27 protein-coding genes are annotated in these 25,140 nt (G+C 64.9%); 7 read left to right on the forward strand and 20 right to left on the reverse strand.

Going from position 1 to position 25,140, the window contains the following annotated elements:
- Positions 1-9: 9 nt before the first annotated feature.
- Together crtI and QYM46_RS15100 are read right to left on the reverse strand one after the other, a co-directional pair.
- Entirely contained in the window at positions 10-1,650 is a 1,641-nt protein-coding gene (crtI, locus tag QYM46_RS15095) for a phytoene desaturase family protein (protein WP_432789618.1), read from the reverse strand.
- The gene (locus QYM46_RS15100; RefSeq protein ID WP_432789619.1) at positions 1,647-2,582 is read right to left on the reverse strand and encodes a phytoene/squalene synthase family protein; all 936 of its coding nucleotides are present in this window, start codon (positions 2,580-2,582) and stop codon (positions 1,647-1,649) included. The genes crtI and QYM46_RS15100 overlap by 4 nt, the downstream gene beginning before the upstream one ends.
- A gap of 232 nt (positions 2,583-2,814) precedes the next feature.
- Here QYM46_RS15100 and QYM46_RS15105 point away from each other — a divergent pair, with 232 nt between their 5' ends.
- From QYM46_RS15105 to QYM46_RS15120, 4 genes are all read left to right on the forward strand, one after another.
- On the forward strand, positions 2,815-3,951 hold the full coding sequence (locus QYM46_RS15105; protein ID WP_432789620.1) for a hypothetical protein: 1,137 nt from the start codon (positions 2,815-2,817) through the stop codon (positions 3,949-3,951).
- A gap of 184 nt (positions 3,952-4,135) precedes the next feature.
- Positions 4,136-4,522 (forward strand): hypothetical protein, encoded by a 387-nt coding sequence (locus QYM46_RS15110; RefSeq protein WP_432789621.1) that lies wholly within the window; start codon positions 4,136-4,138, stop codon positions 4,520-4,522.
- Between the two features lie 52 nt (positions 4,523-4,574).
- Positions 4,575-5,354 (forward strand): GAF and ANTAR domain-containing protein, encoded by a 780-nt coding sequence (locus QYM46_RS15115; protein WP_432789622.1) that lies wholly within the window; start codon positions 4,575-4,577, stop codon positions 5,352-5,354.
- 117 nt (positions 5,355-5,471) lie between these two features.
- Positions 5,472-5,792 (forward strand): hypothetical protein, encoded by a 321-nt coding sequence (locus QYM46_RS15120; RefSeq protein WP_432789623.1) that lies wholly within the window; start codon positions 5,472-5,474, stop codon positions 5,790-5,792.
- A 9-nt stretch (positions 5,793-5,801) separates the two neighbouring features.
- Here QYM46_RS15120 and QYM46_RS15125 read toward each other — a convergent pair whose 3' ends face one another.
- Complete coding sequence (locus tag QYM46_RS15125; RefSeq protein WP_432791748.1) at positions 5,802-6,215, reverse strand: CBS domain-containing protein; 414 nt, start codon at positions 6,213-6,215, stop codon at positions 5,802-5,804.
- A gap of 313 nt (positions 6,216-6,528) precedes the next feature.
- Between QYM46_RS15125 and QYM46_RS15130 the strand changes: the two genes are divergently transcribed.
- Together QYM46_RS15130 and QYM46_RS15135 are read left to right on the forward strand one after the other, a co-directional pair.
- The gene (locus QYM46_RS15130) at positions 6,529-7,632 is read left to right on the forward strand and encodes an iron-containing redox enzyme family protein (protein WP_432789624.1); all 1,104 of its coding nucleotides are present in this window, start codon (positions 6,529-6,531) and stop codon (positions 7,630-7,632) included.
- A gap of 76 nt (positions 7,633-7,708) precedes the next feature.
- The gene (locus tag QYM46_RS15135; RefSeq protein ID WP_432791749.1) at positions 7,709-7,915 is read left to right on the forward strand and encodes a CDGSH iron-sulfur domain-containing protein; all 207 of its coding nucleotides are present in this window, start codon (positions 7,709-7,711) and stop codon (positions 7,913-7,915) included.
- On the opposite strand, the gene QYM46_RS15140 is transcribed toward QYM46_RS15135, so the two are convergent.
- The 12 genes from QYM46_RS15140 to QYM46_RS15195 form a co-directional block, all read right to left on the reverse strand.
- Positions 7,879-9,525, reverse strand: coding sequence for an NAD-dependent epimerase/dehydratase family protein (locus QYM46_RS15140; RefSeq protein WP_432789625.1), 1,647 nt, complete (start codon positions 9,523-9,525; stop codon positions 7,879-7,881). The two genes, QYM46_RS15135 and QYM46_RS15140, sit on opposite strands and share 37 nt — an antisense overlap.
- The gene (locus QYM46_RS15145) at positions 9,522-10,370 is read right to left on the reverse strand and encodes a GvpL/GvpF family gas vesicle protein (RefSeq protein ID WP_432789626.1); all 849 of its coding nucleotides are present in this window, start codon (positions 10,368-10,370) and stop codon (positions 9,522-9,524) included. Before QYM46_RS15145 ends, QYM46_RS15140 begins: the two co-directional genes overlap by 4 nt.
- Positions 10,367-10,690, reverse strand: a complete 324-nt coding sequence (locus QYM46_RS15150; protein ID WP_167198780.1) for a gas vesicle protein K — start codon at positions 10,688-10,690, stop codon at positions 10,367-10,369. The genes QYM46_RS15145 and QYM46_RS15150 overlap by 4 nt, the downstream gene beginning before the upstream one ends.
- On the reverse strand, positions 10,687-11,739 hold the full coding sequence (locus tag QYM46_RS15155; RefSeq protein ID WP_432789627.1) for a gas vesicle protein: 1,053 nt from the start codon (positions 11,737-11,739) through the stop codon (positions 10,687-10,689). The genes QYM46_RS15150 and QYM46_RS15155 overlap by 4 nt, the downstream gene beginning before the upstream one ends.
- Entirely contained in the window at positions 11,696-12,181 is a 486-nt protein-coding gene (locus tag QYM46_RS15160; RefSeq protein ID WP_432789628.1) for a gas vesicle protein, read from the reverse strand. Before QYM46_RS15160 ends, QYM46_RS15155 begins: the two co-directional genes overlap by 44 nt.
- Before the next feature lie 13 nt (positions 12,182-12,194).
- A complete protein-coding gene (locus tag QYM46_RS15165; protein ID WP_432789629.1) occupies positions 12,195-12,689 on the reverse strand; it encodes a gas vesicle protein in 495 nt (164 codons plus the stop codon).
- The gene (locus QYM46_RS15170; RefSeq protein ID WP_039206887.1) at positions 12,686-12,937 is read right to left on the reverse strand and encodes a gas vesicle protein GvpG; all 252 of its coding nucleotides are present in this window, start codon (positions 12,935-12,937) and stop codon (positions 12,686-12,688) included. The genes QYM46_RS15165 and QYM46_RS15170 overlap by 4 nt, the downstream gene beginning before the upstream one ends.
- 8 nt (positions 12,938-12,945) lie before the next feature.
- The gene (locus QYM46_RS15175) at positions 12,946-13,698 is read right to left on the reverse strand and encodes a GvpL/GvpF family gas vesicle protein (RefSeq protein WP_432789630.1); all 753 of its coding nucleotides are present in this window, start codon (positions 13,696-13,698) and stop codon (positions 12,946-12,948) included.
- On the reverse strand, positions 13,695-14,129 hold the full coding sequence (gvpJ, locus tag QYM46_RS15180) for a gas vesicle protein GvpJ (protein ID WP_432789631.1): 435 nt from the start codon (positions 14,127-14,129) through the stop codon (positions 13,695-13,697). The genes QYM46_RS15175 and gvpJ overlap by 4 nt, the downstream gene beginning before the upstream one ends.
- A 31-nt stretch (positions 14,130-14,160) precedes the next feature.
- Positions 14,161-15,267, reverse strand: coding sequence for an SRPBCC family protein (locus tag QYM46_RS15185; RefSeq protein ID WP_169253085.1), 1,107 nt, complete (start codon positions 15,265-15,267; stop codon positions 14,161-14,163).
- Positions 15,260-15,943: a hypothetical protein gene (locus tag QYM46_RS15190; RefSeq protein WP_432789632.1), complete on the reverse strand. Its 684-nt coding sequence runs from the start codon at positions 15,941-15,943 to the stop codon at positions 15,260-15,262. The genes QYM46_RS15185 and QYM46_RS15190 overlap by 8 nt, the downstream gene beginning before the upstream one ends.
- 291 nt (positions 15,944-16,234) lie before the next feature.
- Positions 16,235-17,353, reverse strand: coding sequence for a carboxylate-amine ligase (locus QYM46_RS15195; RefSeq protein WP_169253087.1), 1,119 nt, complete (start codon positions 17,351-17,353; stop codon positions 16,235-16,237).
- A gap of 331 nt (positions 17,354-17,684) precedes the next feature.
- Between QYM46_RS15195 and QYM46_RS15200 the strand changes: the two genes are divergently transcribed.
- Positions 17,685-17,993 (forward strand): hypothetical protein, encoded by a 309-nt coding sequence (locus QYM46_RS15200; RefSeq protein ID WP_432789633.1) that lies wholly within the window; start codon positions 17,685-17,687, stop codon positions 17,991-17,993.
- Here QYM46_RS15200 and QYM46_RS15205 read toward each other — a convergent pair.
- From QYM46_RS15205 to QYM46_RS15225, 5 genes are all read right to left on the reverse strand, one after another.
- On the reverse strand, positions 17,988-19,829 hold the full coding sequence (locus tag QYM46_RS15205) for an MFS transporter (protein WP_432789634.1): 1,842 nt from the start codon (positions 19,827-19,829) through the stop codon (positions 17,988-17,990). The two genes, QYM46_RS15200 and QYM46_RS15205, sit on opposite strands and share 6 nt — an antisense overlap.
- A 144-nt stretch (positions 19,830-19,973) precedes the next feature.
- On the reverse strand, positions 19,974-21,155 hold the full coding sequence (locus QYM46_RS15210; RefSeq protein WP_432789635.1) for an NAD(P)/FAD-dependent oxidoreductase: 1,182 nt from the start codon (positions 21,153-21,155) through the stop codon (positions 19,974-19,976).
- Between the two features lie 65 nt (positions 21,156-21,220).
- Complete coding sequence (locus QYM46_RS15215) at positions 21,221-22,021, reverse strand: SDR family NAD(P)-dependent oxidoreductase (RefSeq protein ID WP_432789636.1); 801 nt, start codon at positions 22,019-22,021, stop codon at positions 21,221-21,223.
- A gap of 80 nt (positions 22,022-22,101) precedes the next feature.
- The gene (locus QYM46_RS15220) at positions 22,102-23,475 is read right to left on the reverse strand and encodes an NAD-dependent succinate-semialdehyde dehydrogenase (protein ID WP_432789637.1); all 1,374 of its coding nucleotides are present in this window, start codon (positions 23,473-23,475) and stop codon (positions 22,102-22,104) included.
- Between the two features lie 306 nt (positions 23,476-23,781).
- A complete protein-coding gene (locus tag QYM46_RS15225; protein WP_432789638.1) occupies positions 23,782-25,122 on the reverse strand; it encodes a hypothetical protein in 1,341 nt (446 codons plus the stop codon).
- Positions 25,123-25,140: the final 18 nt, after the last annotated feature.

A 25,140-nucleotide genomic window follows, 5' to 3' on the forward strand; every position in this document is an offset into this window, starting at 1 on the left:
CGAAGCCCCTCACTGTGCGGGGATCGGCAGCGGTCCCGGGTCGGAGTCTCTGCGGAGGCGTTTGAGGACGAGCTCGGCGCTGATGAGGCACATCGGCACGCCGACCCCGGGCGCCGTCGTGGCACCGGCGTAGAACAGCCCGTCGACTGCCTTCGAAGAGTTCTGTCGTCGGAACATCGCGCTCTGTCGCAGTGTGTGCGCAGGTCCGAGCATCCCGCCGAGCCAGGAGTTGAAACCTTCGGCGAAATCCGTCGGGCCCTGGGTTCTGCGCACTCTGATCCGCCGCCGCAGGTCGGGGATGTCGGCCCACCGGGCGATCTGGTCGATCGCACGGTCGGCGGCCGCCTCGATCCGCGGGTCCCCGCCGCCGTCGTCGCCCCCGGCTCCGAGCCCCGCATCGGCGGGGACGGGGATGAGGAGGAAGAGGTTCTCGTGCCCGGGCGGCGCAACGGTGGGGTCGGTGGCACTGGGTCGGCAGGCATAGACCGAGGCCGGTGAGGGGATCTTCTGCGTCGACCCGAAGATCGCGTCGAAGTTCGCTTCCCAGTCCTCGGTGAAGAACAGCGAATGATGCGGCAGCGCCTCGAGCTCGCCCTCGATGCCGAGGAAGACGAGCACCGCGCCGGGACCGCTCGTCACCGACGTCCAGGAGGGTTCCGGGAAGCTCTGGTCCACGGGGTCGAGCAGCTGCGTCTCCGTGTGGTGGAGGTCGGCGGCGGAGACGACGACATCGGCGGAATGCCTGTGTGCGCGTCCAGCCTCGTCGGTCCAGCGCAGGCCGGTGACCCGGCGTCCGGTTCGGCCGCGGCCAGGTGCTGCCTCGGTGTCGATGTGCGTGACATCGGCTCCCGTGTGCAGGCGCACCCCGGAGCGTTCGGCCAATCGGATGAGGGCGTCGATGATCGTATGGAACCCGCCCATCGGGTAACTGACACCTTGGTCGAGGTCGAGGGTGCTCATGAGGTGGTAGATCGCCGGTGCCCGTCGCGGATCGGTGCCGAGGAAGATCGCGGGGTACTGGAGGATCTGGCGCAGCACCGGATCGTGGAACGAGGCTTCGGCGAAGTCGGTCAGCGACGTTCCCAGCTGCCGGACGAGTTTCGGGAGCGCGCCGAGGATGTCCCGATGGAGCAGGGAGCGTGGTGAGGTGAAGGGGTTGTAGAGGAAGTGGGCGAGCGCGAGTTCCTTCGTGTGCTCCGCCGAGTCGAGGTAGTCGTCGAGGGCGTCTCTCGTGCCGCGTTCGACGTTCTCGAAGGTCTCCAGGACTCGGGACCTGCCGTGCGGGATCGTGAGTGCTCGAGTGTGCCCAGGGGCGCCCGAGCTCGCATCGGCCGGACCCGGTTGGCTGAACACGGTGTAGCCGGGATCGAGCGTGCGCAGGTCGAGTTCGGCGTCGGCGCTGGTGCCGACGAGAGCGAAGAAGTGTTCGAAGACCTCGGGCATGAGATACCAGGAGGGCCCAGTGTCGAATCGGAAGCCCTCACGCTCGAACACGCCGATGCGCCCGCCGAGGCAGGGGTTCTTCTCGAACAGGTCGACCGAGTGCCCTTCGCGGGCGAGGAGGATCGCCGTGGCCAGCCCGGCGGCTCCCCCGCCGATGACACCGGTGCGTGGGCTGCTGCCGGCAGCAGAGCCGACCCGCCTGTTCACTTCCGCCCCTCGCGGGCTGCGGTCATGAGTGCGTGAGCTGTCAGTCGAGCCTTGACGGCGTTCGGGACCCGCACCCGCTGCCGGTAGAGCTCGGCGACGGGGGTCGTGGCGATCCTGTCGGTCAGCGCGGTGAAGAGCGCACAGGCGCAGCGGACCGCGGTGCGCGCGTCCTTCGGCAGTCCGGTGATGGCATCCTGGGCGGCGGCGAGCTGCTGCCGGATCGTGTTCACCCACTCGGCCTTCTCGGCCTCGGTGAGCCGGTGTCCCGGGGTGAGGTAGCTGCGGCCGAGGCGCTGATCGTCGTCGGCCAGGTCGCGCAGGAAGTTGACGTTCTGAAACGCTGCTCCCAGCTGCCGAGCACCGTATTCGAGCCGCGCGACCTCGGCGGGAGTGCGGTCGAGATCGATGAGGAAGACCTTAAGGCACATGAGTCCGACGACCTCGGCGGACCCGAAGACGTACTCGGCATGTTCTTTCGCATCGAAGCCGCGGACCGGCGATGTCTGCCCCTCCTCGGTCCCGAGATCGGAGCCGGTGTCCGCGCGATCGAGATCTGCTCGCATCGAGGCGAAGAAGGGGTCGATGAGCTCGGCGCCGATGTCAGCTGCGCGGGCGGTCCGCGCAAAGGCGTGGATGACGAGGTTGTCGCTGATTCCGCTGCTCAGCGCCGCGTGGGTGGCGGCAACGAACCCGCCCAGCATCTCCTGCTGCTCGGCCTCGTCAAGCCCTGCTTCGAGGGCCAGGCCATCGACAATCTCATCGGCAATGCGGACCAGGGCGTAGATATTGCGGATATGGTGCCGGTTCCTGGCCCCGAGCAGTCTGACCGCAAGTCCGAAAGAGGTCGAATAGCTCGCGATCACGGCCCTGGACGCATCTTCGGCGGTGCGCGTGTAGAGGTCATCGGTGGTGGTGCGACTTCGCGACGTCATGTTCGTTAGCTTAGCTAAAGAAAGGCCTGAGGAGCGAATCTCCGCCGTGGGCCGAGACACCCCTGCTTGGCCGCTGCGGAGCGTGGGGCTGAGGATCCCCGAGGTCACTCGAGTCCTCTAGACGAGACCTGCGGATCTGTAAAGACCCTTCCGCACGAACGTCGCCCTCAATAGCGTCACTGGCAGCACGGGACCCCTGGCGGCCCCTCGATCCGATTCGGAGGATGACATCATGACTTCACCCATCCAACTGGCCCGCACCTATGCGCGTTCCTATGAGGCATCGTCACGCAAGGACAAGGGCACGATCCTCGATACGGTCACTGAGGCCACCGGTTGGACTCGCGATCACGCGCGCCACCAGCTGCGCAGCCAGTTCCACCAGATCAGGGCCGGGGTTTCCCTCGACGCCGTCGTCGATCGCCGCCGCCTCAAACCGAAGAAGTTCTCCCCCCGCGCCCAGCGGGCTCTCGAATTGGTGTGGAAGTCGTCCGGCCGCCCCTGCGGCAAGTACCTCGAGGCGGCGATGTCCGACTGCCTCGACTCCTTGGAGAGGCATGGCCACCTCCGTGAGGGACGACACGGCTATTCGCCCTCGGTGCGAAGGGAACTGCTCGATATCTCCGCAGCGACGATCGATCGGTACCTGCGCGGAGCCAAGGCAGACGACCACGAAATCTCGTGGCTGACCGGCACCGGGGCGGGGATGCGTGCTTCGCTCTCCCGTCAGCACATGCGTTCGCTCCTCGAGCCCGAACCCGGCTACTTCCTCGTCGAACTGCTGACGATCACGACCCCGACAGGCAGAGACTGCACCACAGTGACATTCACCGACGTCGAGATCGGGTGGGTGCACACGAGGACCTTCGCGCCCGGCACGCAGATCGTCGACATGCTCGCGCAGATGGTCCGTGCAGTGCCTTTCATCGTCACCGGAGTCCTGCTGCCGTCAACGGCCGCAGACAGGGCCATCGAGACGTGGGCGGAGGACAACCTCATCGAATACCACTGCACGAGCGATCTCCGGCAGGGATCTCGTGTGCCCGATCGAACGTTCAGCGGCCTTGACCTTCCGCTCGGTACGCCGCACGACATCGATGCCGCGATCGCAAGAGTCAACGAGCTGTGGTCGGCCCTGGCCGACCGCCTCAATTACTTCATGCCCGTGAAGAACCCGGTGGGCTGGCGTCTCACTCCCGCCGGAGAGCGGCGACGCGAATACGACCAGCCGCGCACACCGGTCTCCCGACTCCTCGCATCCGGCATCCTCTGTCCCGAACAGACTCGGGAACTGCGTGAGAAGAATCAGGGACTCGACATCGCCGGACTCACTGGACGGATCGACGAGCTGAAGTCGACTCTGCGATGATGAAGGATGGCCGGGCAATTGCGATCGCCCTTCCGCCGAACCCTTCGGTGCTCAGCGTTCCGCTCGTCCGGTCAATGGATCAGCCGGCACGGCTCATCGGCATGACTCGTGCGAGCAGTCAGAACCTGCCCTCCGACGCAGAGGAGGTCACCGCCTCGTCGCGTGGAGGAGAGAACAGAGACCGATGACGGGACCGCCTCCTGATACCCCATCCTTCGGCGAGCCGGAGAGCGGTCCGGACGAACAGCTCAGGCTTCAGCTGGCCGAGGCTGTCAACGACCGGCGAATGTCCGTCAAAGACATCTGGCTGCACTACTTCAGCATCGGCGGCAGCGTGGGCGAATACGAACTCGAAGCGTACATCAATTCTTCGTACACGATCTCGATTCTGCAGCGCGACATCCTCGCACAGGCCGTCAACGAACTCATCGATGCTCAGTCGGATCCGCCGCGAGCGCCGTACAGCGGCGATCCACACGTCCAGAGCGATGACCAGCAGTCGCGGGAGGGTCACGACGAGAAACCGCTGTCGGAGCCCATTGACGACGATACCGGCGCGGACGAATACTGAAGTCAGCGATCCCAGGGTCGACACCTGAGACACGATTGGAGTGGCATCTCTGATGAATGAGACCTCGACAGAACCGGCCGACGACCACGTTGGAATACCCAGCGATGCGGCTGCAGTTCCCGCGCCGACCGATCCCGAGGCCGAACGGCATCAACTGACGGCGCAGATCGGCGAGTGGGCACGCTCACTCGTGCTCGAACCCGATGACCTCGTCCTCAAGGTGATGGTGGACGAAGCGCTGCGAATCATCCCGGGGGTCGACTACGCGTCGCTGTCGATCGTCAGCCGCGATGACATCATTCGGTCCCGAGCTCCCTCAGACATGGTCCCCGAGCGACTGGACGCTCTGCAGTCGGAGTTGCACGAAGGACCGTGCTTCGACTCCATCCGCGAGCATCGCATCGTCCGGGTCCCCGATCTCACCGATCCCACTCCCTGGCCCCGGTTCGCCTCCAGCGCGGTCGCGGAGGGGGTGAGGAGCATGCTCGCCTTTCAGCTCTTCGTCGAGACCGACAGCCTCGGCGCCCTCAACCTGTACTCGAAGACGCCCCGCGCCTTCGACCAGGAGTCGGAGGACATCGGAAGCGGGGTGGCTGCCCATGCCTCTCTGGCTCTGGCCAACGCGCAGAAGCAGGGTCAGCTCTACGAGGCAGTGGCCTCGCGAGATCTCATCGGCCAGGCCAAGGGGATCCTCATGGAACGGCACAAGATCAGTGAGCACGAGGCGTTCCTGCTGCTCACGAAGGTGAGCTCGAAGACGAACACGAAGCTGCGTGAGGTCGCCGAGGAGTTCGTCCGTACCGGTGCGTTGCCGGGCACGATCACCGACTGATCGGCACGCCCTGTTTTTCATTCTCTTCGATCTGCCGCTTGTTGTCCGGCGTGCCGGTGGGCTACGCTGAAAGTCGGTCAAGCAGATGGCCTCCTTCCTGAACTCAAGGGGACCTCTGTGTACACTCTGCTCAACAACAGCGACGCTTCCAAGTTCGATCTCTATCTTCCCGGCCAGCTTGTCGCCTCGCTTCACTACACGATCACACCGGACGAGATCATGTTCGTCTACTGCGAAGCCATTGAGCCCCTCGATTCGGAACGGCATTGCCGCGAACTCCTGCGCCTGGCTCTCGAAGACTCACTGAATCGCCGGATCCCCATCACCGTCTCGTGCCCGATCGCGCGCAAGCACATCGACAGCGACCCGATGATCGGTGCCCAGATGCAGACTCTGCCCAAGAACGTGGGGCATAAGCATGAGAGCACACTCGACTAGCCACCGATCTCACTCGGACATCTTCTCCACAAGGTCGCCGATGCGGGTGTCCCATTCGCTGCGAGCCACATCGGCCTGAGCGAGCATGCCCACGAGTTCGTGCCCGTCGATGACGGGAAGTCGGCGGACCTGATGGTCCTTCATCGTCTGCAGAGCCTCGCCGACATTGTCATCGGCACCGATGGTCACCGGCTTGCCCTGGGCGAGGTCCCCGACTATCGCCGTCTTCGGATCTCCGCCCTCGGCGATGCACTTCACGACGATGTCACGATCCGTGATCATCCCTTTGAGTCGGTGGTCCTCTCCGCAGATCGGAAGGGATCCGAAACCGTCCTCGCGCATGTGCTGCGCAGCCTTTTCGAGTGTCTCGTTCTCGCCGACGCACCTCGCGCCCGGAGTCATCAGCTCACGTGCTGTCGTCATCGTCATCGTCTCCTCGTGTCAGTGTGCGAGTCGGTTGCTCTCCCGCAGCGGAAACGGGCGGCTGACCGACTCTCCGGGTGCGGGACACCCATCATGCTGAGTGCTCCCGAGGGGTGTCCAGGGGGCAGCCGCCCCGGACGGGTGCCTCAGACACCGCTGCCGTTCCGGACCGCAGACGGAGGCGAAGTCCTCGTTGCGCGGCTGCGCATATCCTCAGCGGCGATGAAGTGTGAGTCTCGTACGGCCGCTGACACCGGCGCTGCACTTTGTCACGCTGTCAGTTCAGCCACCACCGACGATGAGGAACCAGCGGATGACACAGACAGGTGCGATCGACGAACTGAACAGCCCTGCACCGTTCACTGCGCCGAAGCGCGGGCTCGCGCCTCGGCCGAGAGGCGAGGTCACCTCGCTGCTGCTCAGCGTGCTCACATCTGACGGCGGGGAAGCTGCTGAGCTGCTGCCCGAACTCGACGCGGCCACTTCTTCTGCGCTGGTGTCGAGTGACGACATGTTCCGCGACGAGGATCTGCAGCTGGCGCTCCACCTTCTCTACATCCTGCACACCGGCCCTGCTGATTTCGTGCACGGAGACTGGGAGTGGGACCCCTCGCTGATCGGAATCCGCGGAAGGATCGAGCGCCGCTTCGAGACCGCGCTGCAAGCACTCGCGCCTGTGCCGGACCTCATTCCGCGCTCCGGCACAGAACTCGCCGAGACGCTGTTCTCCATGACGAGTGAGGTGGCACAGCCGGAACTGGCCACGTGGGCGGCGCGGCACGCCTCAGTCGATCAGCTCCGAGAACTCCTCATCCACAAGTCCATCTATACCCTCCGCGAGGCTGATCCCCATTCCTGGGCGATCCCCCGACTCCGCGGCCGGGCGAAGGCAGCTCTCGTCGAGATCCAGGCCGACGAGTACGGAGGCGGCAGACCCGACCACGTCCACGCCGAGATCTTCGCCGGGACGATGCGCGGGTTCGGCCTCGATGACAGGCCCGACCATTACCTCGACGAGGTCCCCGCGATCACTCTCGCTACGGTGAACTCGATGAATCTCTTCGGCCTCAACCGACGCCTGCGAGGTGCCGCGATCGGCCATCTGGCCGCATTCGAGATGACTTCGTCCATTCCCAACGGCCTCTACTCCCGCGCCTTCAGCAGGAACGGCTTCGGCCGGGACGTCACATGGTATTTCGATGAGCACGTCGAGGCCGATGCCGTGCACGAGCAGATCGCGGCGCACGACCTCGCGGGAAGAGCCGCCGATGACGAGCCCGACCTCATCCCCGACATCCTCTTCGGTGCCGCCTCCTGCCTCCGCCTCGACGACATCAGCGGCTCCCACATGCTCGAATCCTGGTCGGCAGGAGAGTCCTCGCTGAGGAAGACCCCGACGGAGGCAGTCTGTGGATAGTTCGAGCGACCCGGTCACCATCACCCCCTGTCCCGACGGACCTCTGCTCGTCCGTGGGGACTTCACCGTCCTCACGGTGCCGGGACGGGAAGAGACGGCAACCGATCGCCGGGTGGTTGCCCTGTGCCGGTGCGGCAAGACCGGCATACCTCCATTGTGCGACGGCTCCCATCGGGCAGTCGGCTTCCGTGCCCCCGCTCCACCCCCGTCGGCAGAACCTCCGCCGGGGACGGATGAGCGGGGGTCTCAGTCGCCCCGCACAGGGCTGACTCCCGAGGCCTGATCGTAGACAGCCAGATCCCGGCGGAACGCTCGGCTCCGAGCATAGCTGTGCACTGTGTCGAGCACTTCGCGTTGGTGTTCTGCCTTCTGCGCGAACTCACGGAACTGTTCGGCATCCAGGCCGAGTCCCTCGGCGTTGTCGTCGAGCGTCTGCCACATCCCCAGTTTGCCGATGACCGCGCTGCGCATCAGCTCGGCTTCGAGCACAAGGGTCATGGGCGAGCGCTTGAGCAGCGAACCATTGGCCTTGAGCCTGCCGATCCGTTCGCCGACCCACGACACCGCTTCGGCGATGGGACGGCGCCGGAGACCGAGCTCGCCGATGAGGTGCTGGACGTACAGATGCTCTCCGCGGATCTCCGCGGCGAGCTCGGACAGAGCCGCGAAGACGGGAGTGTCGACGAAGTCGGCCGCCATCCGTTCGATCCTCTCCGCTCCGGCGGTGGCCCCGGTGAGATGATCGCTGAGATAGAGCCCCAAGAGGTCCATGTCGACCTCACTGTGCTCTTCGTCCGCACCCGGTGCTTCGTGCCCGCTGCTCGTATCGTCCGCTGCCCGCAGCCGCGTATGTTCGACATCGCGTGGACGGAGCGGAACGGAAGCGGCCCCCTCACCGTCGGCCATGCCTTTGAGCAGTTCACGCGCGGCATCCATGGCACTGTACTCCGGCTCCCAGTCGAGTTCCCGCCGTGCGCGCGCATTGTCCATCAGCGGCACGTGCAGTCCCATGTCGAGCCATCCTGCATCGGCGGCGACCAGTGAGCTGCTGTGGCCCATGCTCAGAGCTGCGCGCACTGCGCCGTTCGGCACCGGGACGTGTCTGCCGTGGTCGAGCAGTTCGGCCAGATCCTTCGGTTGGAGCACACCATCGGCGCAGATGTTGAAGGCGCCCGAACGGCGTCGGAGGACACTGGCGACATAGGCGCGGGCGACATCGGTCGAGTGCACTGCCTGGACGCCGCGCAGTCCCGCGGGCAGCGGCAGGAACGGCAGCCGGCCCGCGCGCAGCAGCTGGACGGGCATCCAGGTGCTGAGGAAGTACCGCTGTATCTCCGAGGCGGCAGGGGCACCGAAGATGAGTGCAGGACGCAGCCGGGTCACCGTGACCTCGGGGTGGTCGGCGCAGAAGTCGTCGAGTACGCGTTCCTGGGCGGCTTTGTCCACACTGTAGTGGGAGGAGCGGATCCCCTCGGTCGGCCACGCCTCATCGTGCATGTCCATGCTGTCATCGGGAGAGTAGGCGCCGACCGAGGACGCCACGACGAGATGCGGGACGCCGGCCGCCGCGACGGCTGCGGCCACGCGGGCCGTGCCGTCGACATTGACGCGTCGGAGCAGATCCCGGTCGCTGTTGGGCTGGATCAGCCAGGCCAGATGGATGACGGCGTCGGCAGCGGTCAGCGCTTCTGTGAGATCGCGGTGGGCCGTGTCCTCGCTGCTCGCGGCGGCGATGTCGATCGCTCTCCATTCGCACCCGGAATACGGTTCGGCCTCGATGTCGGGCATCCGTCTGGAGATCCCCAGCACCGAGGTGATGTCGGGCGCGCGCCCGAGCACGTCGAGGACCGCTGTACCGACGTTGCCGGTGGCTCCGATGACTGCGACTCTCATGTTGTCTCCCCCTGCGGGTTCGGCGTCGGCGCGTCTGATGCAGAGCCGTTCGGGTTCCGCTCCTCGCTGATGGAGACGTCGGCGAAGGAATACGGCGGCCACGGGCCGAGGAAGCGGATGGACAGAGCGGGCTGGGCCTTCTTGAGCGCGGTGAGCTCGGCTCCCAGCGCCCTGATCTCTGTGCTTCTCACCAGGCATGAGGCCATGATCACCGGTGTCAATCCACTCTCGAGGCTCGTGGAGCGGTGTTCTTCGATGTCGAGGCAGCGGGCGGCGATCCTGGCCCTGACCTCCGGATAGATCCTGTCGGCCGCTCGATCGACGATCTCCTTCTCCGTCTTCTCCAGTCGCTTCTCGAGCAGCCGGCGCACTCCTGCAGGACGTCTCTCCATCTCCGTCCTCATGTCGCCGACCTCTGCGTCGACCTCCTCGAGCAGGCTTCCGTCCAGAGACAGTTCGACGCGCAGTTCGGAGGTGTCGCGCAGCTCCTCGAGTCGTCTCGACAACGTCTCCGCGGAGCCGTCGAGCCAATGTTCGAGCTGTTGGGTCGCCGTCGCCTCGGTCTCGGGGTCCGAGCGGACGATGACGTTGAAAGAGACCGGGAGGAGGGCCGGTGAGTTCTGCCAGGCATCCTCGATGACTTCGCTGTGTTCGAGCACCCACCGACGCACGGCATCGTCCGGCCCGTCGAAGGGACCTCGGGTGTGGCGGTGGACCACGGCCCTCGGGCCTGTGTCGCGTCCGACCGTGTGCAGCGCGGAACCGTCGATGCCCGTGACGGCAGGAGTGTAGTCGTCGCCGGCGACGATGGCGTAGACGTAGAGCATGTCACCCTCGGCGTTCATTCGACGCCCTTTCCGTTCTCCTCGGCCCATCTGGCCGGATTGATGAGCTTGTCGACGACTTCATCGACGACATCGTCGAGTCCTCGGTGCAGATCGTCGACGGAACCGGTGATTCCGTGCTGATCCTTGATCTGGTCCATCGCCTCATCGAGTTCGAGGAGGGCCTCGCCGAGGCGGTTCTGCTCGTCCTCGGTGAGGTCCCCGCCTTCCATCCGGCGCACCGCTTGGGTCTCGAGGGCTTCCTGAATCACCTCGACGAGGGTGACGACGAGGGTGAGAACCCCGTGTTTGAGGCTCTCCTCGTTGACGTTGAGCGTCATGATGCTGCTCCTTCTTCGGCGCGGTCGGCGCGGTTGCTGTCAGGTCGCGTGGGCTCCTCGAGCGGAACGGAGCCCCTGTCAACGAGTGCTCCTGTTCGCCAGTCGTCGAGCATCCTGGCCCATGCACCGGCATCGTCTGCGGCCAGCGTGATGGTCGAGTCCCCGGTCTCGAGGATGAGAGCCTGCCCGTCGTCGGTGGGGTTGCTGTGCTCTTCCCGGTGCAAGGCCTTCAGCTGTTCAGGGGAGATCCGCACTCGGGCGCGGCCGTCCATCGGCGACCTCCAGGTCAGTTCCGTGTTCGAAAGCTGCGCCTGCCCGCCGCGCCACGTGCTCCCGGATGACAGAGTCTCGAGAAACCACATCCGACCCTCTCGCAGAGGCCGGTCCTCCGCCGTCGTCGCCTCCGGAGTCGAGGATGAGGCGACGTCGGCCCGGTCGAGCCGAGCCTGGACCAGGGAGATGAGGCGATCGGGCTCGAGGGCCGAAAGGATCGCCTCGGTGCCGTCGTTGAGCTCGACGAGGATGCGCGTGCGCTCTTCACCTCCGATGGAGGGCTCGCGCAGCGCGGAGACCGAGGCGATCGCGTCCAGGCGCGTCTGCCACAGTGTCTCTGCAGGGTCACGTCGATGGATGATGAGACGCTGGGTGGTGAGATAGGCGCTGCCGGGCCGCCACGTCCGATAGAAGTTGTCCTGATAGTGCCCTCCGGCCATCTTGGCGAGGATCTCCTCGTCGGCGGCCAGCGGCAGATGTGTGCGGACGGCTCTCTGCACCCACTCCCTGGTGTCGCGGTCCCACTGCTGCATCATCCCGTACTCGATCATCGTCTCGATCCCCGCGATCGTGGCGCGCAGATTGATTCCGATGAGCGGGATGTCCGACACCGAGATGATGAGGTCGAGGTTGAGATGGACGCCCTTGTTGAGAAGCACCTCGATGAGGTCGGGCAGAGTCGCTCGCGGGTCGCGTGTGGGCTGCATGATCGCGTCTCCGGGCATGGTCGCCTCAGCGGTCGTCGCCGGGAGAGCCGGCGGCGGGAGTGCCTGCATCGGCGGATGAGCCGGCGGCTTGTTCCGAGGAGGTGTCAGCGTCGTCCGCGGAGTTCAGCTGGGCCGGCTCACCAGCCTCGATCCGCTTCGAACGCGCACTCTGCCACCCGCACCAGGGGCAGTAGTCGTTCATCAGCTGCGCGAGTGCGGAGCGCTTCCCGCACTCGGGGCAGGTGTCCGTCTGCTCGACTGCTTCTTTCCACGCGACGGTCTCCCGGTCCGTGCCGGCGGGGAAGTCCAGACCGTAGCGGGCTGCGGTCTCGAAGGAGGCCAGGGCGGCCCTGATCCGGATTCCCAGCAGCTCGACACCGGCCACGGAGACCATGATGTCCGCGTTGAGGACCAGACCTTTGTCCAGCAGCGTCTCCACGACGTGCAGCAGCGTGCCTTCCTGGCTGCGCTGCGGCTGCATCGCGTCGTTCGGCTGATTCATGATGCTCATATCGCCCTTTCGATCACTCGCTCGGCCGACCGCGAACGTAGCGATCCTTCCTGTCATAGGCCATGAGCTCACCGTCCGCATCGAGCTCGACCTCGTACTCGGCCAGCAGATCCGCGCTGTCGGGAATGCGTCGCGATTCCACGACCTCCAGACGCACGGACCAGCGGTCGTCCTTCCACCTCGTGCCGACCACGGACTCCGGAGGTCTGCCGGTGAGGGTGCTGAACTGCTCGATCGCCTTCTTCACCGCTCTGACGGCAGAGATCCTCTGACCGGTCGCGCTGTGGGACCGACTCTCCGAGCGCGAGGACGATTTCGCCTTCTCAGTTGACGAGGACGTCGCCTTCTCGCGTGAGGACGACGCCGCTGCGGACGACCGGCGGGACGTCCCGGCTGTCGTGCGCTCCTTCTCCGCCGGTTTCCGGGCGCGCTTCGTGGTCGTGCCTCCGTCGTCTGCAGAGCTGCCCTCTGCTTTCGCCCCTTCGTTCGCTCTCGACTCTTCGCTCATCGGTCCTCCTCGGTTCTGCGCCGACGGCCCTCGAGCAGTCGTCCGACGAGCTCACGCTCGAGGGCATCGGCTTCGTCATCACTGATCGATCCGCGCTCGCGTGCTCCGGCGACCTCTTCCAGCTGGCGCCGGATGGCACCGGGATCGAAATAGCGCTTCTCGGCTTCTCCTCTGACCTGCTCGGCGACCCATACGGTTCCCTTGAGCGGTGCCAAGGGAGCACCGAAGACTGCTGACAGGAGTCCCATGACGTCGCCTATGCCTCGGGGACGAAGTCGTAGGGTGCCTGCGGTCCGATCAGCCGGAATCTCATCCGCTCCTGGTTCGCCTCCGCCAACTCCTCGATGACGGCGTCGAACTCGTCGAGGGCGTCCCTGCGGACCAACATCGCCACCTCGGCGACGTCCTCGGCCTGGCCGACTTCTCGCATCGCCGTCTCAACGGTCGCGGAGCGGATCTGCTCGAGGATCGGAGGAGCTTCGGTCCTTCTCCAGCTCTCCATCGTCGTGACGACGATCTCTCCGAGCCGAATGCGTTCGTTCCTCGTCTCGTCTTCGCTCGTTCCGCTGATCCACTCTCTCAGCTCGGCGACCTCGGGGTTGCCGCTGACGATCTCCCGCAGTATCGCGTCGCGATCGAAGGTGATCCTCAGGGTGAACTGCGTGCATCCGGACAGCTGTTCGAGCGCCTCGGCGAAGGCCTCCGCCTGCGGAGCGAGAATCTCCTCGGCGATATCGGCCCCTCCGGGGACGACAGTTCCGAATGCAAGCGGCAGCACCGGTTGCTTCTCGGCCAGCTCGTCGAGAACGACGCTGTGGTTCTGCAGAGCTTCGGGAGTGCCCAGCATCCCACTGTCCGCGAGTTCCGTGACCACAGCCGCAACTGCCCCGGACTCGACGAGAGCGAGGGCATTGCCCTGCACTCCGTCGGGCCCGTTCGGCAGCTCGGCACCGGCGCGTACGATCCCGTACAGATACCGATCGGCCAAGGGTGCGCCTTCTTCACTCATTCGGACTCCGAGGAGCTGCGCGCCGGGCGTTTGGTCCGGCGACGCGATTTCTCCTGGTTCGAACTCTCGCCGGAGTCGTCATCGGAGTCATCCGAGGTGAGGGCATCTTTGATGCCTTCCACGGCTCCCTGGGTCTTGCCCTTGGAGCCGTTCTCCATCATTCCGCCGATCATCTCCGGCAGATCGCGTCCGCCCTGCTGGGTCAGATCGAGGCGGTTCGTCGCCTCGGCGAAGCGCAGATAGGTGTCCACGCTGGCGATGACGATGCGCGCGTCGATCGTGAGAATCTCGATCCCCACCAGTGAGACGCGTACGTATGCATCGATGACCAGGCCCTTGTCGAGGATGATCTCGATGACGTCCGCGAGCGAACTCGATGACGGACGGTCGACGTAGCTTCCGCGTGATCGTTCTACTGTGCTCGTGCTCATTGTCCTTGCCTACTTCCCAATCGGAGGGCGCTCAGCCGCGTCCCTCATCGTCTTCGGCGGGTTCTTCAGATTCTTCGTCTTCCACGGGCTCCCCGGACTCAGCGCCCTCCGGCTCCTCCTCGAAGTCCTCTGCGGGCTCCGCGTCGTCTGCCTCGGCCGGTCCCTCGTCCTCGTACTCCTCGACCGGCTCCTCCTCGTACTCCTCTTCGGCTTCGCCCTCGGCGGGCTCGGCCTCGGTCTCCTCCGCCTCGGATTCGTCGGGTTCATCCGCGCCGAAGTCGTCATCCGCGACCTGATCCTCGGTCGGCTCGTCCTCGCTGTCTTCGGGCTGGGCCTGATCCTGCTCGAGGCCGTCCTCGTGGGAGGTGACGAGTTCTCCGTCGCGGATCTCTCCGCGCCATCCTTCGACGCTGTCGGGGTCGACCATGATCTGCCTCATCACATGGCGGACGAAGAACTTCAGTTCGAGGCGGAAACGGCGGGGAACGGTGAACCACAGTGCACCAACACCTTCCATGAAGCCCTGCTTGTGGTACTCGCCCACCGCAATGATCCGGGTCAGCCTGGGCGCGACCTCGTGGAAGGAGATGCTGCCGCTGATATACCCCTTCTCGCCGGTCGATTCCCAGACGATGTGAGAGTCGGGGACCTGCTCGGTGATCGTGGCTTCCCAGGTTCGATGCGACCAGACGGCCTGCCCTTTGATGCTGAGGGTGACGTCGTCGGTGCGTTCGACGTTCTCGACCTTCTTCATGAAGTCGGGCCAGTCCTCGAACGTCGTGAACGCGTTGTAGGCCACGTTCAGCGGAACACCGACCTCGGCGGTCTCCACGATGTTGGAGAACTTGAAATCACCGGAGCCGCCCGAACCGCTCGAGCCGCCGCCGAACAGACCCTTGACCTTCTCCTTGACACCGGTCGTCGCCGCGGACAACGCCGCTTTCGCCGGTGACTTGCCCTCGGCGATCTCCTCTGCGCCGGCCTGGGCCGCGGGCGCCGGAGCATCGCCCACACCGTCGAGGCGGTCGGCGATCTTCTCGACCCTGTCGCCGACGGAGTTCACCGCCTTGCGGCCGACGGTCTTGGCAAAGTCTCCAGCCTGCTGTTTGAGGCCGCTGAAGATCGAGTCATCACTCATCTTCGGCCTCCTCGGGTTTGGCAGCGGAGCGGGAGGACGATGTCTTCTTCGCAGTCGTCGAGCGCCTGGAGCCTGACTTCGTGCGCGAACCGCGCGAAGCTGTCGAGGACTTCGACGAACGCGTGCCCTTCGCAGAGCGCTTCGCTGTCGAGGACCGCTTGGCTGCCGGCTTCTTCGGAGCCTCCTCCTCTACCTGCGTCTCTTCGTCGGCCTCCTGCTCATCGTCGGTCGGCTCCGCCTCGTCGGCTTCAGACTCCTCGGTGTTCTCGGGAACGTTCTCGTCCTCTGTCTCGGGAGCGTCCTCTTCGTCGTCCGCGCCCTCGCTGTCATCGACATTGGGGTCGATCGAGTCGGCGGCGTCGTCGAGGGTCGACTTCATCTTCTCGGTCTGATCCTGAAGCTTGACGCTGAGCTGGTCGACTCCCTTCGCGGCCACGGCTTTGACCGCACTCTTGCCGGATTCGGCCAGACGGCCGGTGATCTTCTCCTGGAGACTCTTGAGCTCGGGGGAAGAATCAGCGAAATCCTTGAGCCCGCCCAGAAGCTGATCGCGATTCTTCGCGGCAGTGGTTCCGGCGACAGCCGAGGCGACCGTGAGTGCCAGGCCGAGTTTCTTGGTTCTGCCGAGCATGTAGCCCGCCAGTATCAGACCGGTGATCTTCATCTTGTTGTTCATGATTGCCTCCGTCTCCGCGTTGATGGGCGCGGACCGAGATTGAAGAATGGATGCCAGGAGCCCAGGCCTGGGATTGCCATGGGATGGGTTGGCGCTCTTCTGTGCTGATCGCTGTTGAGCGTTGTATCGCCTCGTGACGAGTACGGAAGGAGTTCGTCTCCGCCTGTCATCCGAGACCGTCGCAGAGTCCTGAACGCGTCTGCGGGCTTTCTCAGAAGCCAAGAGCAATCTGCCCTTTTCACAATCGTCTGTTCAGCCACCCCGGATCCGTCAAGGGGGGTCAGAAGCGGTTCAGAGTGTCGCGGCATAGTGCCTGGGCTCATCGTGAGAAATGTCTGTCAATCTGTGTGATGCGAATTCGAGCAGGCCTCCCGCCCCCTTTCTCGCCACCTCCCGGCGCTGTTCTTCGGACCCGGTGCCCCGATTGAGAAGACGACAGAGTCCCTGGTGAACACGGTCGACGCCCCCAGTGCGCAGCAGGGCAGGTCGTGCGTGGTCGAAGGCTTTTCGGACGGCCTCTGCAGCCGGTACGGTTGTCTGCGACTCCGGGTCGAACAACGTTCCCCTGAGACCGAAACGCGCAGCCTGCCAATGAGCGATGTTCAGCAGATTCGCAGTGACCGCGTCAGTTCCGGATTCGTCCATAGCGACGTCTGCGAGCGCACGGGTGAGCAGCGCGAGGGTCACAGTGGTCGCGGCGTCCAGCTGCATGTCACAGGTCCGGACTTCGACGGTCCTGTGTCGGGGTGAGAGCCTGACCAGCCACCCCAGAGTCGCCTCGTCTGACACCACATCGGATTGCAGTGCAGCATCGATCTGCGCATCGTGGTCGTCGAGGTCGTGGAAGTGAGGCGGAATGCCGAAGACGACCCAGCGCCGGTAATGGATGGAACGCCAGCTGGCGAACCCGCTGTCGGCTCCGCGCCAGAGGGGAGAATTCGCACTCAACGCTGTGAGCACGGGAATCCACTTGCGCAGGCCGTTGACAGCTCTCAGGCCCGCTTCCCTATCGGGGATGTCGACATGGACATGCATGCCGTTGACGTACTGGTCTGCGGCGATCCCGGGAGCGAGCTGGGCGAATTCACGGTAACGGCTGCCATCGCTGACTCCCGCCGGAACCTCCGGGATCTGAGGCGGCGTGCCGAGGCCGACTGCGAGCAGCCCGCGTTCCTGAGCCGCTGCCGAAAGACTGCGGCGAAAAGTGTGCAGCGATTCGTACGCCTCGTCGGCCGTGGTCAGGACCGGAGTCGCGAACTCGATCTGGCCAGGCAGCCATTCGGCACAGGCTGCTCCGCTGCTCGGACTCACCGCACGCTCGATCTCCTGCAGGCTGCTCTTCGATCGAGCAGGCAGCAGCGAACGTCGATCGACGAGGAGGAATTCCTCCTCGATGCCGAATTCGCTCATCGTCACCTCATTCCGCTTCTGACCCGCTCACGCTATTTGACGGGAGGCAAATGCAACAGAGGCGACGGGGCCTCACGGAAATACCTGCGTAGAGGTACCGAAGGAGAGGTACCGAAGGCAGGTGTGAGCAGTGGTCGCTCGCGGCGATTCAGACGCGGCAGGCGGATCGCAGATCGCCCCTGGCCTCAATCGAGGAACAGAACATACACTTTCCGGAAGATCCGAGACGAGTGACCCGAACATGGGCGAGGGTCGCTGGGTTCCGGATCACTGGCACACCGGGCAGGAGGAACCTCCTGCTGCGAAAGTCACGAGCCGAACCAGCAGACGAATGGACGATCAGAACCCCAAGCGCATCGATTCCCTTTCCGACATCGCATTCCCAGCCGAGCGAGCGATCAGGAGGCGGAGAAAGCTCAAAGAGGCCGTCGAATTCTGGAACATGTCGGTTGCCGGAGTGTGGCTGCACTATGTCAGCCTCGGCGGTGACCTCACCGAATACGAACTCGACGCCTACCTCCACGAGGCCTACTTCCTCACGCCCTATCAGCACGACATTCTGGCCGAGGCCGTCAATGAACTCATCGATATGCTTCCCCCGCCTCCGCGAGCCTCGCTGACCGACGAAACCGGTCTATGACCGGTCGCTTCGGTATTCCAGCCTGCCGCGGCGATTGCGACGGACGGCTCCCTGCCGAATCGCCTCACGCACCGCCGCGCGGAAGCGTCCGGGGCCCCACCGGCGAGCTCCGATCGCACGGTAGAGCTCCACCTCTCCGACAGGTTCCATGTCGCGGACGAAATCGATGATGCCGTTGACCTCGTTGGCCGAGACTTCGGGCGGAACGTCGCGTGAGGACACCGAAGGCCACGGTGCATAGACGCCGGCCGATCCCGGGCCCGGACGCAGACGATCTCTTTGGCTTCGAGCCTCGGGGCTCGCCGCCTGTTCGGCCGCCGCGGCGGATTCTGGCCGCTCTCCTCGCTCGGTCTGCTCAGAACCGCTCTCCACGGCGGCTTCGGCACTCTCAGCGTCCTCGGCCGTCAATGGTCGGGCGATGTCTTCGAGGTCGGCACCTTCCGCTTTGACTCCGAAGATCAGTTCGGCCACGCCGCCGAGCGCCATGACGGCCGCCCCGATGCAGAACGCCCAGGCCACTTGGGAACGATCACCGGACTCGATCATGCCGCCGAAGAGCATCGGACCGGCGATGCCGCCGGCGGCGGTGCCGACGGCGTAGAAGAACGCGATCGCCAGTGCTCGGGTCTCCATCGGGAAGATCTCGCTGACGGTGAGGTAGGCCGCACTGGCACCGGACGAGGCGAGGAAGAAGCAGACGATGAGGATGACGAGGAAGAGCCATTCGCCGCCGACCTCAGCATTGAAGACGAGTGCGAGGACGACGGCGACGACCGCCGACCCGAGGTAGCTGAACGAGATCATCGGTTTCCGACCGATCGTGTCGAAGAGTCTGCCGAGAACGACGGGGCCGGCGAAGTTGCTCAACGACCACAGGATGATGAAGATCGGCACGGTGGCTGCCGCGACTCCGTAGAATCCGTTGAAGATCGTGCCCAGGTTGAAGGTGATGCCGTTGTAGAGGAACGCCTGCCCGACGAAGAGGACGAGACAGAGGATCGCGCGTTTGGGGTAGATCGTGAGTGCGACCTTCATGATCTCGACGAACGAGATCGTCGTCCGCTGCCGGACGGTGATGGTCTTCTTCGGCGGCGGCAGGGTCTGCGAGGTCTCCGACTCGATGCCGTCTTCGATCTCACCGACGATGCGTTCGGCTTCATCGTTCTGGCCGTGGATGAACAGCCAGCGCGGGCTTTCGGGCACGTTCTTGCGCACGACGAAGACGAAGATCGCCAGCAGCATGCCGACGGCGAAGGCCAGACGCCAGCCGATCATCTTCGGCAGGATGTCGGTGTTGAGGAAGAGCAGGGTGGTCGCGGCCCCGCCAGCGGCACCGAGCCAGTAGGAGCCGTTGATGATGAGGTCGATACGACCGCGCACGCGGGCCGGAATGAGTTCGTCGATGGCAGAGTTCACGGCTGCGTACTCGCCGCCGATGCCGGCACCGGTGAGGAAACGGACGAGGAAGAAGTACCAGGGAGAGAAGGAGAACGCGGTGGCGACCGTGGCGACGAGATAGAGCACGAGAGTGATGAGGAAGAGCTTGCGTCGTCCGAATCGGTCGGTGAGCTGGCCGAAGACGATTGCGCCGACGCAGGCGCCGAGGACGTAGATGGCACCGGCGGTGCCGATCTGACCCGCAGTCATGTCGATGCCGCTGCCCTCTTCGGTCATCCGAGCCGCGACATTGCCGACCATCGTGACCTCGAGACCGTCGAGGATCCACACGCTGCCGAGTCCGACGACGACCATCCAGTGGAACCGGGCCCACGGCAGCCGATCCAACCGTGCCGGCACATCGGTCTTGATCGTCCCGAGTTCGATCTTCTCACTCATCACACGCCTCCTGGACGCTTCCCGCACAGGGTCTTCTGAATGTCAGGAAGTCTAAGCACACTCCGCAGGGCCGACAAGACATGGCGGAAATGCCCGAAAGCGAGTAGCCTACGACTCCCGCGGGCCCGTCCCCGGAGAATCAGTTCACGAGATCCTCTTGACGAGGTCACCCGGTGTGTGGTCCCAGTCTTCGGCGAGGATCTCCCGCGCGGTGTCGAGACGGTCCTCCATATTCACCATCAGAACTCCGCGGACGCGTCCATCCTCGCCGAGGTAGTACACCACTCCATCCGAATGGGGCTTCTGCCAGTCTTCGACGGTTCGCAGGCCGGGATCGAGTTCCCCGACCGCCTGGTATCCGAAGTCGAAGACGTTCGTGTAGAAATACGGTGTATGGGTGTAGGACTCGTCCGCACCGGCCATGATCCGCCCGGCTGTCCTGCCCATCTGGGTGGCGTTGTCGACGTGTTCGACACGCTGTCGTCCGAGGATCTTGTCGGGGTAGCGGGCGACATCTCCGGCGGCGAAGACATCCGGTTGGGAGGTTCGCAGGGATTCGTCGACGATGATCCCATCGTCTGTGTCCAGGCCCGCGTCCTCTGCGAGACGGGTCGCCGGTTCGATGCCGAGGCCGACGACCACTGCGTCGAACTCATAGGACCCGCCGTCACAGTCGAGCACCACTCGATTGCCGTCGACGTGCCCTCCCGAGGCCTTCGTGCCCGGCACGAGAGTCACTCCGTGGCTGCGATAGAGTTCGTGGAACTGCTTGGCGAGGTCCGGCGGGAAGATGGCGCCGCCGAGGGTGTCGTCGTCGAAGATCAGGGTCGTTCGGGTCTTGTTCTGCACCAGGGCGGCGGCGAGTTCGGTGCCGATGAAACCGCCGCCGATGACTGCGATGCTCAGGTTCTGGCCCGACAGATCCCGCAGACGGCGGTAGTCGGCGAAATCGCGGAAGCAGATGACCCGCTCACCTTCGTCCAGATCAATGCCCTTCGGGTGGCCGCCGGTGACGAAGAGCAGCTTGTCATAGGTGAAGTCGCCGCGGCTCGTCCTCACGGATTTCGCGTCGACGTCGACCTCGGTCGCCTCCGTGGCGAGGCTGATCCGGGCGCCGGTCGCCTCGGCGGTGTCGAAGTAGTTGTCACTCTCGTCGAAGCTCTCGTCGGTCCACAGCCGCTTGCTCAGCGCGGGACGCGTATAGGGCTCGTCGACGTCATCGCTGATGACGGCGATCGAACCCTCCCCGTCGATCTCCCTGATCCCCTGGGCCGCGGAGTCAGCGGCCATCCCGCCGCCGATGATCACATAACGGTACTCAGCCATGTCGGTTGCTCCTCTTCCTGTCGTCTCTGCTGTGCCTGTATTCGGTTCAGGGGCACTGTGGCGGACTAGATCGTTGCGACGGATCCGGCGTCCACGCGATAGTTCGAGCCGTTGACGAAGCTCGCGGCGTCCGAGCAGAGGAATGCGATGACCTTGGCAACCTCCTCCGGTCGGCCGCGGCGACCGAGTTCCATGAACGGACGCTCCTCGCGCAGGAACGAGGCGATGGCCTCATCGAAGCTCGTTCCCTTCTGCTGGGCTCGCTCATTCATCATCTCGTCGGTCATCGGGGTTGCGATGAACGCCGGAGAGACGGTATTGACCAGCAGTCCTTCGGAGGCGTAGGTCCGCGAGAGTCCCTTGGCCAAGGAAAGCACGCCGGCTTTGGCCGCACAGTACGGCAGCTCGTCGTCATAGGGCTGCACCGCATCCTCGGAGGACACGAACACGATGCGGCCCCAGCCGCCTCGGCGAAGTCCTGGAAGGAACGCCCGCGTGACACGGACCGGTCCCATGAGGTCGACATCGATGGTTCGATCCCAGCCCTCCTGGCTGATCTCGTGGAACAGGCCGTCGGCTCCGTGAATGCCGGCGAGATTGACCAGGATGTCGAGGTCGCCGACCTCGGCGGCGACGTACGCGGCGAGTTCGGCGACCGATTCGCCATCGGCGATGTCGGCGTCGTGGGCGTAGATCCGCTCTTTGAACTCGGCGAGTTCGTCGACCGCGGCTTTGAGTTCGTCGGGTTCGGGTCCGGTCATCACGACGACGGCTCCTTCGGCGAGGAGCTGTCGGGCTGTCTCCAGCCCGATGCCCGAACTCGCCCCCGTCACCAGTGCAGCACGGTTGCGAATATTGAGATCCATGTCTCCCTCTCGGTGCGTCAGGGCCGAACACCCGTCGCCCCGGTGCCGGCTGTTGTCCGGTCGGCACCAGGGCGGCCCTGTCATGGGGTGCGGATGAGCTTCTTGTTGACGAATTCGCGGATGCCCTCGGCCCCGAGCTCCCGTCCGACCCCTGAGCGCTTCGTGCCCCCAAAAGGCAGGTCGGGTTCGGTCCAGGTGGCCTGGTTGATCCACACCATCCCGGTGTCGATCCGATCAGCGACGCGCTGGGCCTTCTCGATGTCATCGCTGACGACCGTGCCGCCGAGGCCGAAGGACGAGTCGTTGGCCAGAGCGACCGCTTCATCCTCGTCTGCGACCGAGTAGACGACTGCGACCGGTCCGAACAGCTCTTCCGAGTAGGCGCGCATCTGCTTCGTGACTCCGGTGAGCACCGTGGGTTCGACGAAGGCACCCGGCCTGTCGACACGATGCCCGCCGGTGTGCACCTGGGCCCCATGATCGATGGCGTCCTGAACCTGCTCCATGAGGTCCTGTGCGGCTTGCTCGGAGGACAGCGGCGCCATCGTGGTGACGGAGTCTGCGGGGTCACCGGCGACGAACTGCGACATCTTCGCCGTGAGCAGGTCCACGAATTCGTCATAGAGATCTTCGACCACGATGAGGCGCTTGGAGGCGATGCAGCTCTGGCCGGAGTTCGTCATCCGCCCTTTCACGGCGGCGGTGACGGTCGCGTCCAGATCCGCGGAGTCGAGGACGACGAACGGGTCGCTTCCGCCGAGTTCGAGGATCGACTTCTTGAGATTGTTCCCGGCGCCCCCTGCCACGGCTGCTCCGGCACCTTCGGAGCCGGTGAGCGATGCGCCTCGCACCCGTTCGTCGGCGATGATCGTCTGGATCTGGTCGTTGTCGGCGAAGACGTTGCGATAGCAGTCGGACGGCAGCTGCGCATCGTTCATGACCTGCTCGAAGGCGAGGGCCGACTGCGGACAGTTCGATGCGTGTTTGAGGATGATGGTGTTGCCCGTCACGAGGTTCGGTGCGGCGAGTCGGGCGACCTGATAATAGGGGAAGTTCCACGGCATCACGCCGAGGATCGGGCCGATGGGTTCGCATTTCATCACGGCGCTGCCTCCGCTGGCGGGTTCGAGCCGTTCGTCGGAGAGCAGCAGAGGTCCCTCCTCCGCGTAGTAGCGCAGAATCCTCGCTGCCAGTTCGACCTCTGCTGCGGCCTCAGCCCGCAGTTTGCCCATTTCGATTGTGAGGAGCTCAGCGAGATCCCACTTGCGCTCGTCCATGAGGTCTGCCGCTCGAGCGAGCGGGGCAGTGCGGTCGTGGACAGCGGTCGTCCGCCAGGACTGGAAGGCTGCGTCGGAGGCATCGATGACGGCGGAGATCTCCGCGTCGCTGGCGGTGGGAAACTCCTCGAGAACCTCTCCGGTTGCCGGGTTCGTGGTGTTGAATTTAGCGGTCACGGCTTCTCCTTTCCTCGAGGTTCGTCAAGGCGCTCAGCGAAGCAGGAATCGTGTCTGCTTCGCGGCCTCTGCCGAACCGAGAATCCACCGTCCCAAATCTCGATGGCCGCGACCAGCCCCCTTACGGTCTCCGGCGTTCGCCTTTATAATCCGCACGGACAGCGGGTTCGTCGATCACAAGCAGAATCGCTCCGTCGTCGAGATCACTTTCGAACTTCTCTGTTTCATCGGCACCGGCGCCGAGCACCTCGTCGACACCTGCCGCGGTCGGGAGGCGTCGGCGGTCGCGGTCGAACCGCGGCGCGGTCACCACTGTGTCGTGAGGAAGTATTCGATGGCGATCGCGGACGCCAACTGCGTCGCCAACAGGGGGCGCTGCCACCGCAGTGGCAGCAGCGACGGCAGCAGCAGCACCCAGATCGTGAACGGCAGCCAGATGCGTTCGACCTCCGCCTTGCTCATGCTCGACAGGGTCGCCAGCAGGATCGTGGACAACCCGGCACTGCCCAGCACAGCGACGGCCCGCCGATTCCTCTCGCCGCGCCGCCAAGTTTCGGCGATGCCGTGGGGAATGGCCGCCCAGACCGCCAGACCGATGGTGAAGGTCCAAGCGCCGAGGTTCGCCCACACCCAGTAGCCGTACTGCCGTTTGGATTGGATTCCGTCGTAGTACCGAGTGACCAGAACGGGGAAGCCCTCCCACCAGCGGAAACCGGCCAGGGTGAAGGCCGCAGCGACGAGCAGCGCACCACCGAGAGCCCACGGCAGAGCCTCCCACCGGCCGCCCAGCCAGATCACGGCGATCGCGAGGATGCCCAACAGCACCAGGCCATAGGAGAAATAGACGCACAGCCCGAGCAGCAGCCCTGCCGGAATACCGCAGCCGATCAGTCGCTTTCGGCGGGACGCCGTCGCGGCCAGCGCCAGCAGCGCCAACCCCCAGGCGGCCGTGGCCGTGAACATCGCATCCGCCGACACGCCCATCCAGATCGCCGAGGGGGTCGCCACGATCCAAGGGGCGACACGGCGTGCGTACCTCTCCGAGCTCAGGGTGCGCACCGTCAGCAGAACCGCGACGACTGCCGTGCAGCCGAGAGTGAGGACGATGATGCCCGCCGTGTACGGGTCCGAGACGCCGAGGCGGTCGAGCACGATGAAGAACAGCGTTGCGCCCGGAGGGTGACCGGCGATGTGAATCGGCCAGTGATCCTTAGCGTCCAGGGGCACTCGCTCGATGAACCCGGTCAGGAACCCGGAGATCGACGGCACCTCCTTGGCACCGACGAAGTACTCGCTCGGACGGGCGAACACCTTGCTGATGCTCTCCGTGCCCCCGACATGTCCCAGCGCAGCCGTCCACAGCCAGGATGCGGCGAAGACCGCGGCCAGGAAAGGGCCCCACCTCAGAGCGGAGATCATCCGCCGCCACACCAGGAGACCGGCCAGTGCCACCAGCACGGGAAGCAGCAATGTGGGGGTGAAGCCCGGCGTCCATCTCGCCTTCAGCGGAGGCCAGTAGATAAAGACATCGGTTCCGGTGACTCGCGGCCAGGCAATGGCGACGGCGACGACGACCGCACCGATGAGTGTGCTGACGACTGCTGCGACCCAGACCTTGCGCGAAGGGAAGGAGGCTTGTGTGGGCACGTTCACATTCTAACACTG

This window comes from Brevibacterium sp. K11IcPPYGO002 (assembly GCF_050920635.1).
In the GTDB taxonomy this organism is placed as follows: Bacteria; Actinomycetota; Actinomycetes; order Actinomycetales; family Brevibacteriaceae; genus Brevibacterium.

Coding starts and splice junctions, on each gene's coding strand:
- QYM46_RS15185 (WP_169253085.1), bottom strand. CDS start 15,267: ATGAGTGATGACTCGATCTTCAGCGGCCTCAAACAGCAGGCTGGAGAC.
- QYM46_RS15205 (WP_432789634.1), bottom strand. CDS start 19,829: ATGAGTGAGAAGATCGAACTCGGGACGATCAAGACCGATGTGCCGGCA.
- QYM46_RS15195 (WP_169253087.1), bottom strand. CDS start 17,353: ATGAGCGAATTCGGCATCGAGGAGGAATTCCTCCTCGTCGATCGACGT.
- QYM46_RS15110 (WP_432789621.1), top strand. CDS start 4,136: ATGACGGGACCGCCTCCTGATACCCCATCCTTCGGCGAGCCGGAGAGC.
- QYM46_RS15215 (WP_432789636.1), bottom strand. CDS start 22,021: ATGGATCTCAATATTCGCAACCGTGCTGCACTGGTGACGGGGGCGAGT.
- QYM46_RS15130 (WP_432789624.1), top strand. CDS start 6,529: ATGACACAGACAGGTGCGATCGACGAACTGAACAGCCCTGCACCGTTC.
- QYM46_RS15165 (WP_432789629.1), bottom strand. CDS start 12,689: ATGAGCGAAGAGTCGAGAGCGAACGAAGGGGCGAAAGCAGAGGGCAGC.
- QYM46_RS15105 (WP_432789620.1), top strand. CDS start 2,815: ATGACTTCACCCATCCAACTGGCCCGCACCTATGCGCGTTCCTATGAG.
- QYM46_RS15210 (WP_432789635.1), bottom strand. CDS start 21,155: ATGGCTGAGTACCGTTATGTGATCATCGGCGGCGGGATGGCCGCTGAC.
- QYM46_RS15160 (WP_432789628.1), bottom strand. CDS start 12,181: ATGAGCATCATGAATCAGCCGAACGACGCGATGCAGCCGCAGCGCAGC.
- QYM46_RS15155 (WP_432789627.1), bottom strand. CDS start 11,739: ATGCAGGCACTCCCGCCGCCGGCTCTCCCGGCGACGACCGCTGAGGCG.
- QYM46_RS15125 (WP_432791748.1), bottom strand. CDS start 6,215: ATGACGACAGCACGTGAGCTGATGACTCCGGGCGCGAGGTGCGTCGGC.
- QYM46_RS15200 (WP_432789633.1), top strand. CDS start 17,685: ATGGACGATCAGAACCCCAAGCGCATCGATTCCCTTTCCGACATCGCA.
- QYM46_RS15145 (WP_432789626.1), bottom strand. CDS start 10,370: ATGAACGCCGAGGGTGACATGCTCTACGTCTACGCCATCGTCGCCGGC.
- gvpJ (WP_432789631.1), bottom strand. CDS start 14,129: ATGAGCACGAGCACAGTAGAACGATCACGCGGAAGCTACGTCGACCGT.
- QYM46_RS15150 (WP_167198780.1), bottom strand. CDS start 10,690: ATGACGCTCAACGTCAACGAGGAGAGCCTCAAACACGGGGTTCTCACC.
- QYM46_RS15140 (WP_432789625.1), bottom strand. CDS start 9,525: ATGAGAGTCGCAGTCATCGGAGCCACCGGCAACGTCGGTACAGCGGTC.
- QYM46_RS15100 (WP_432789619.1), bottom strand. CDS start 2,582: ATGACGTCGCGAAGTCGCACCACCACCGATGACCTCTACACGCGCACC.
- QYM46_RS15190 (WP_432789632.1), bottom strand. CDS start 15,943: ATGAACAACAAGATGAAGATCACCGGTCTGATACTGGCGGGCTACATG.
- QYM46_RS15170 (WP_039206887.1), bottom strand. CDS start 12,937: ATGGGACTCCTGTCAGCAGTCTTCGGTGCTCCCTTGGCACCGCTCAAG.
- QYM46_RS15175 (WP_432789630.1), bottom strand. CDS start 13,698: ATGAGTGAAGAAGGCGCACCCTTGGCCGATCGGTATCTGTACGGGATC.
- QYM46_RS15115 (WP_432789622.1), top strand. CDS start 4,575: ATGAATGAGACCTCGACAGAACCGGCCGACGACCACGTTGGAATACCC.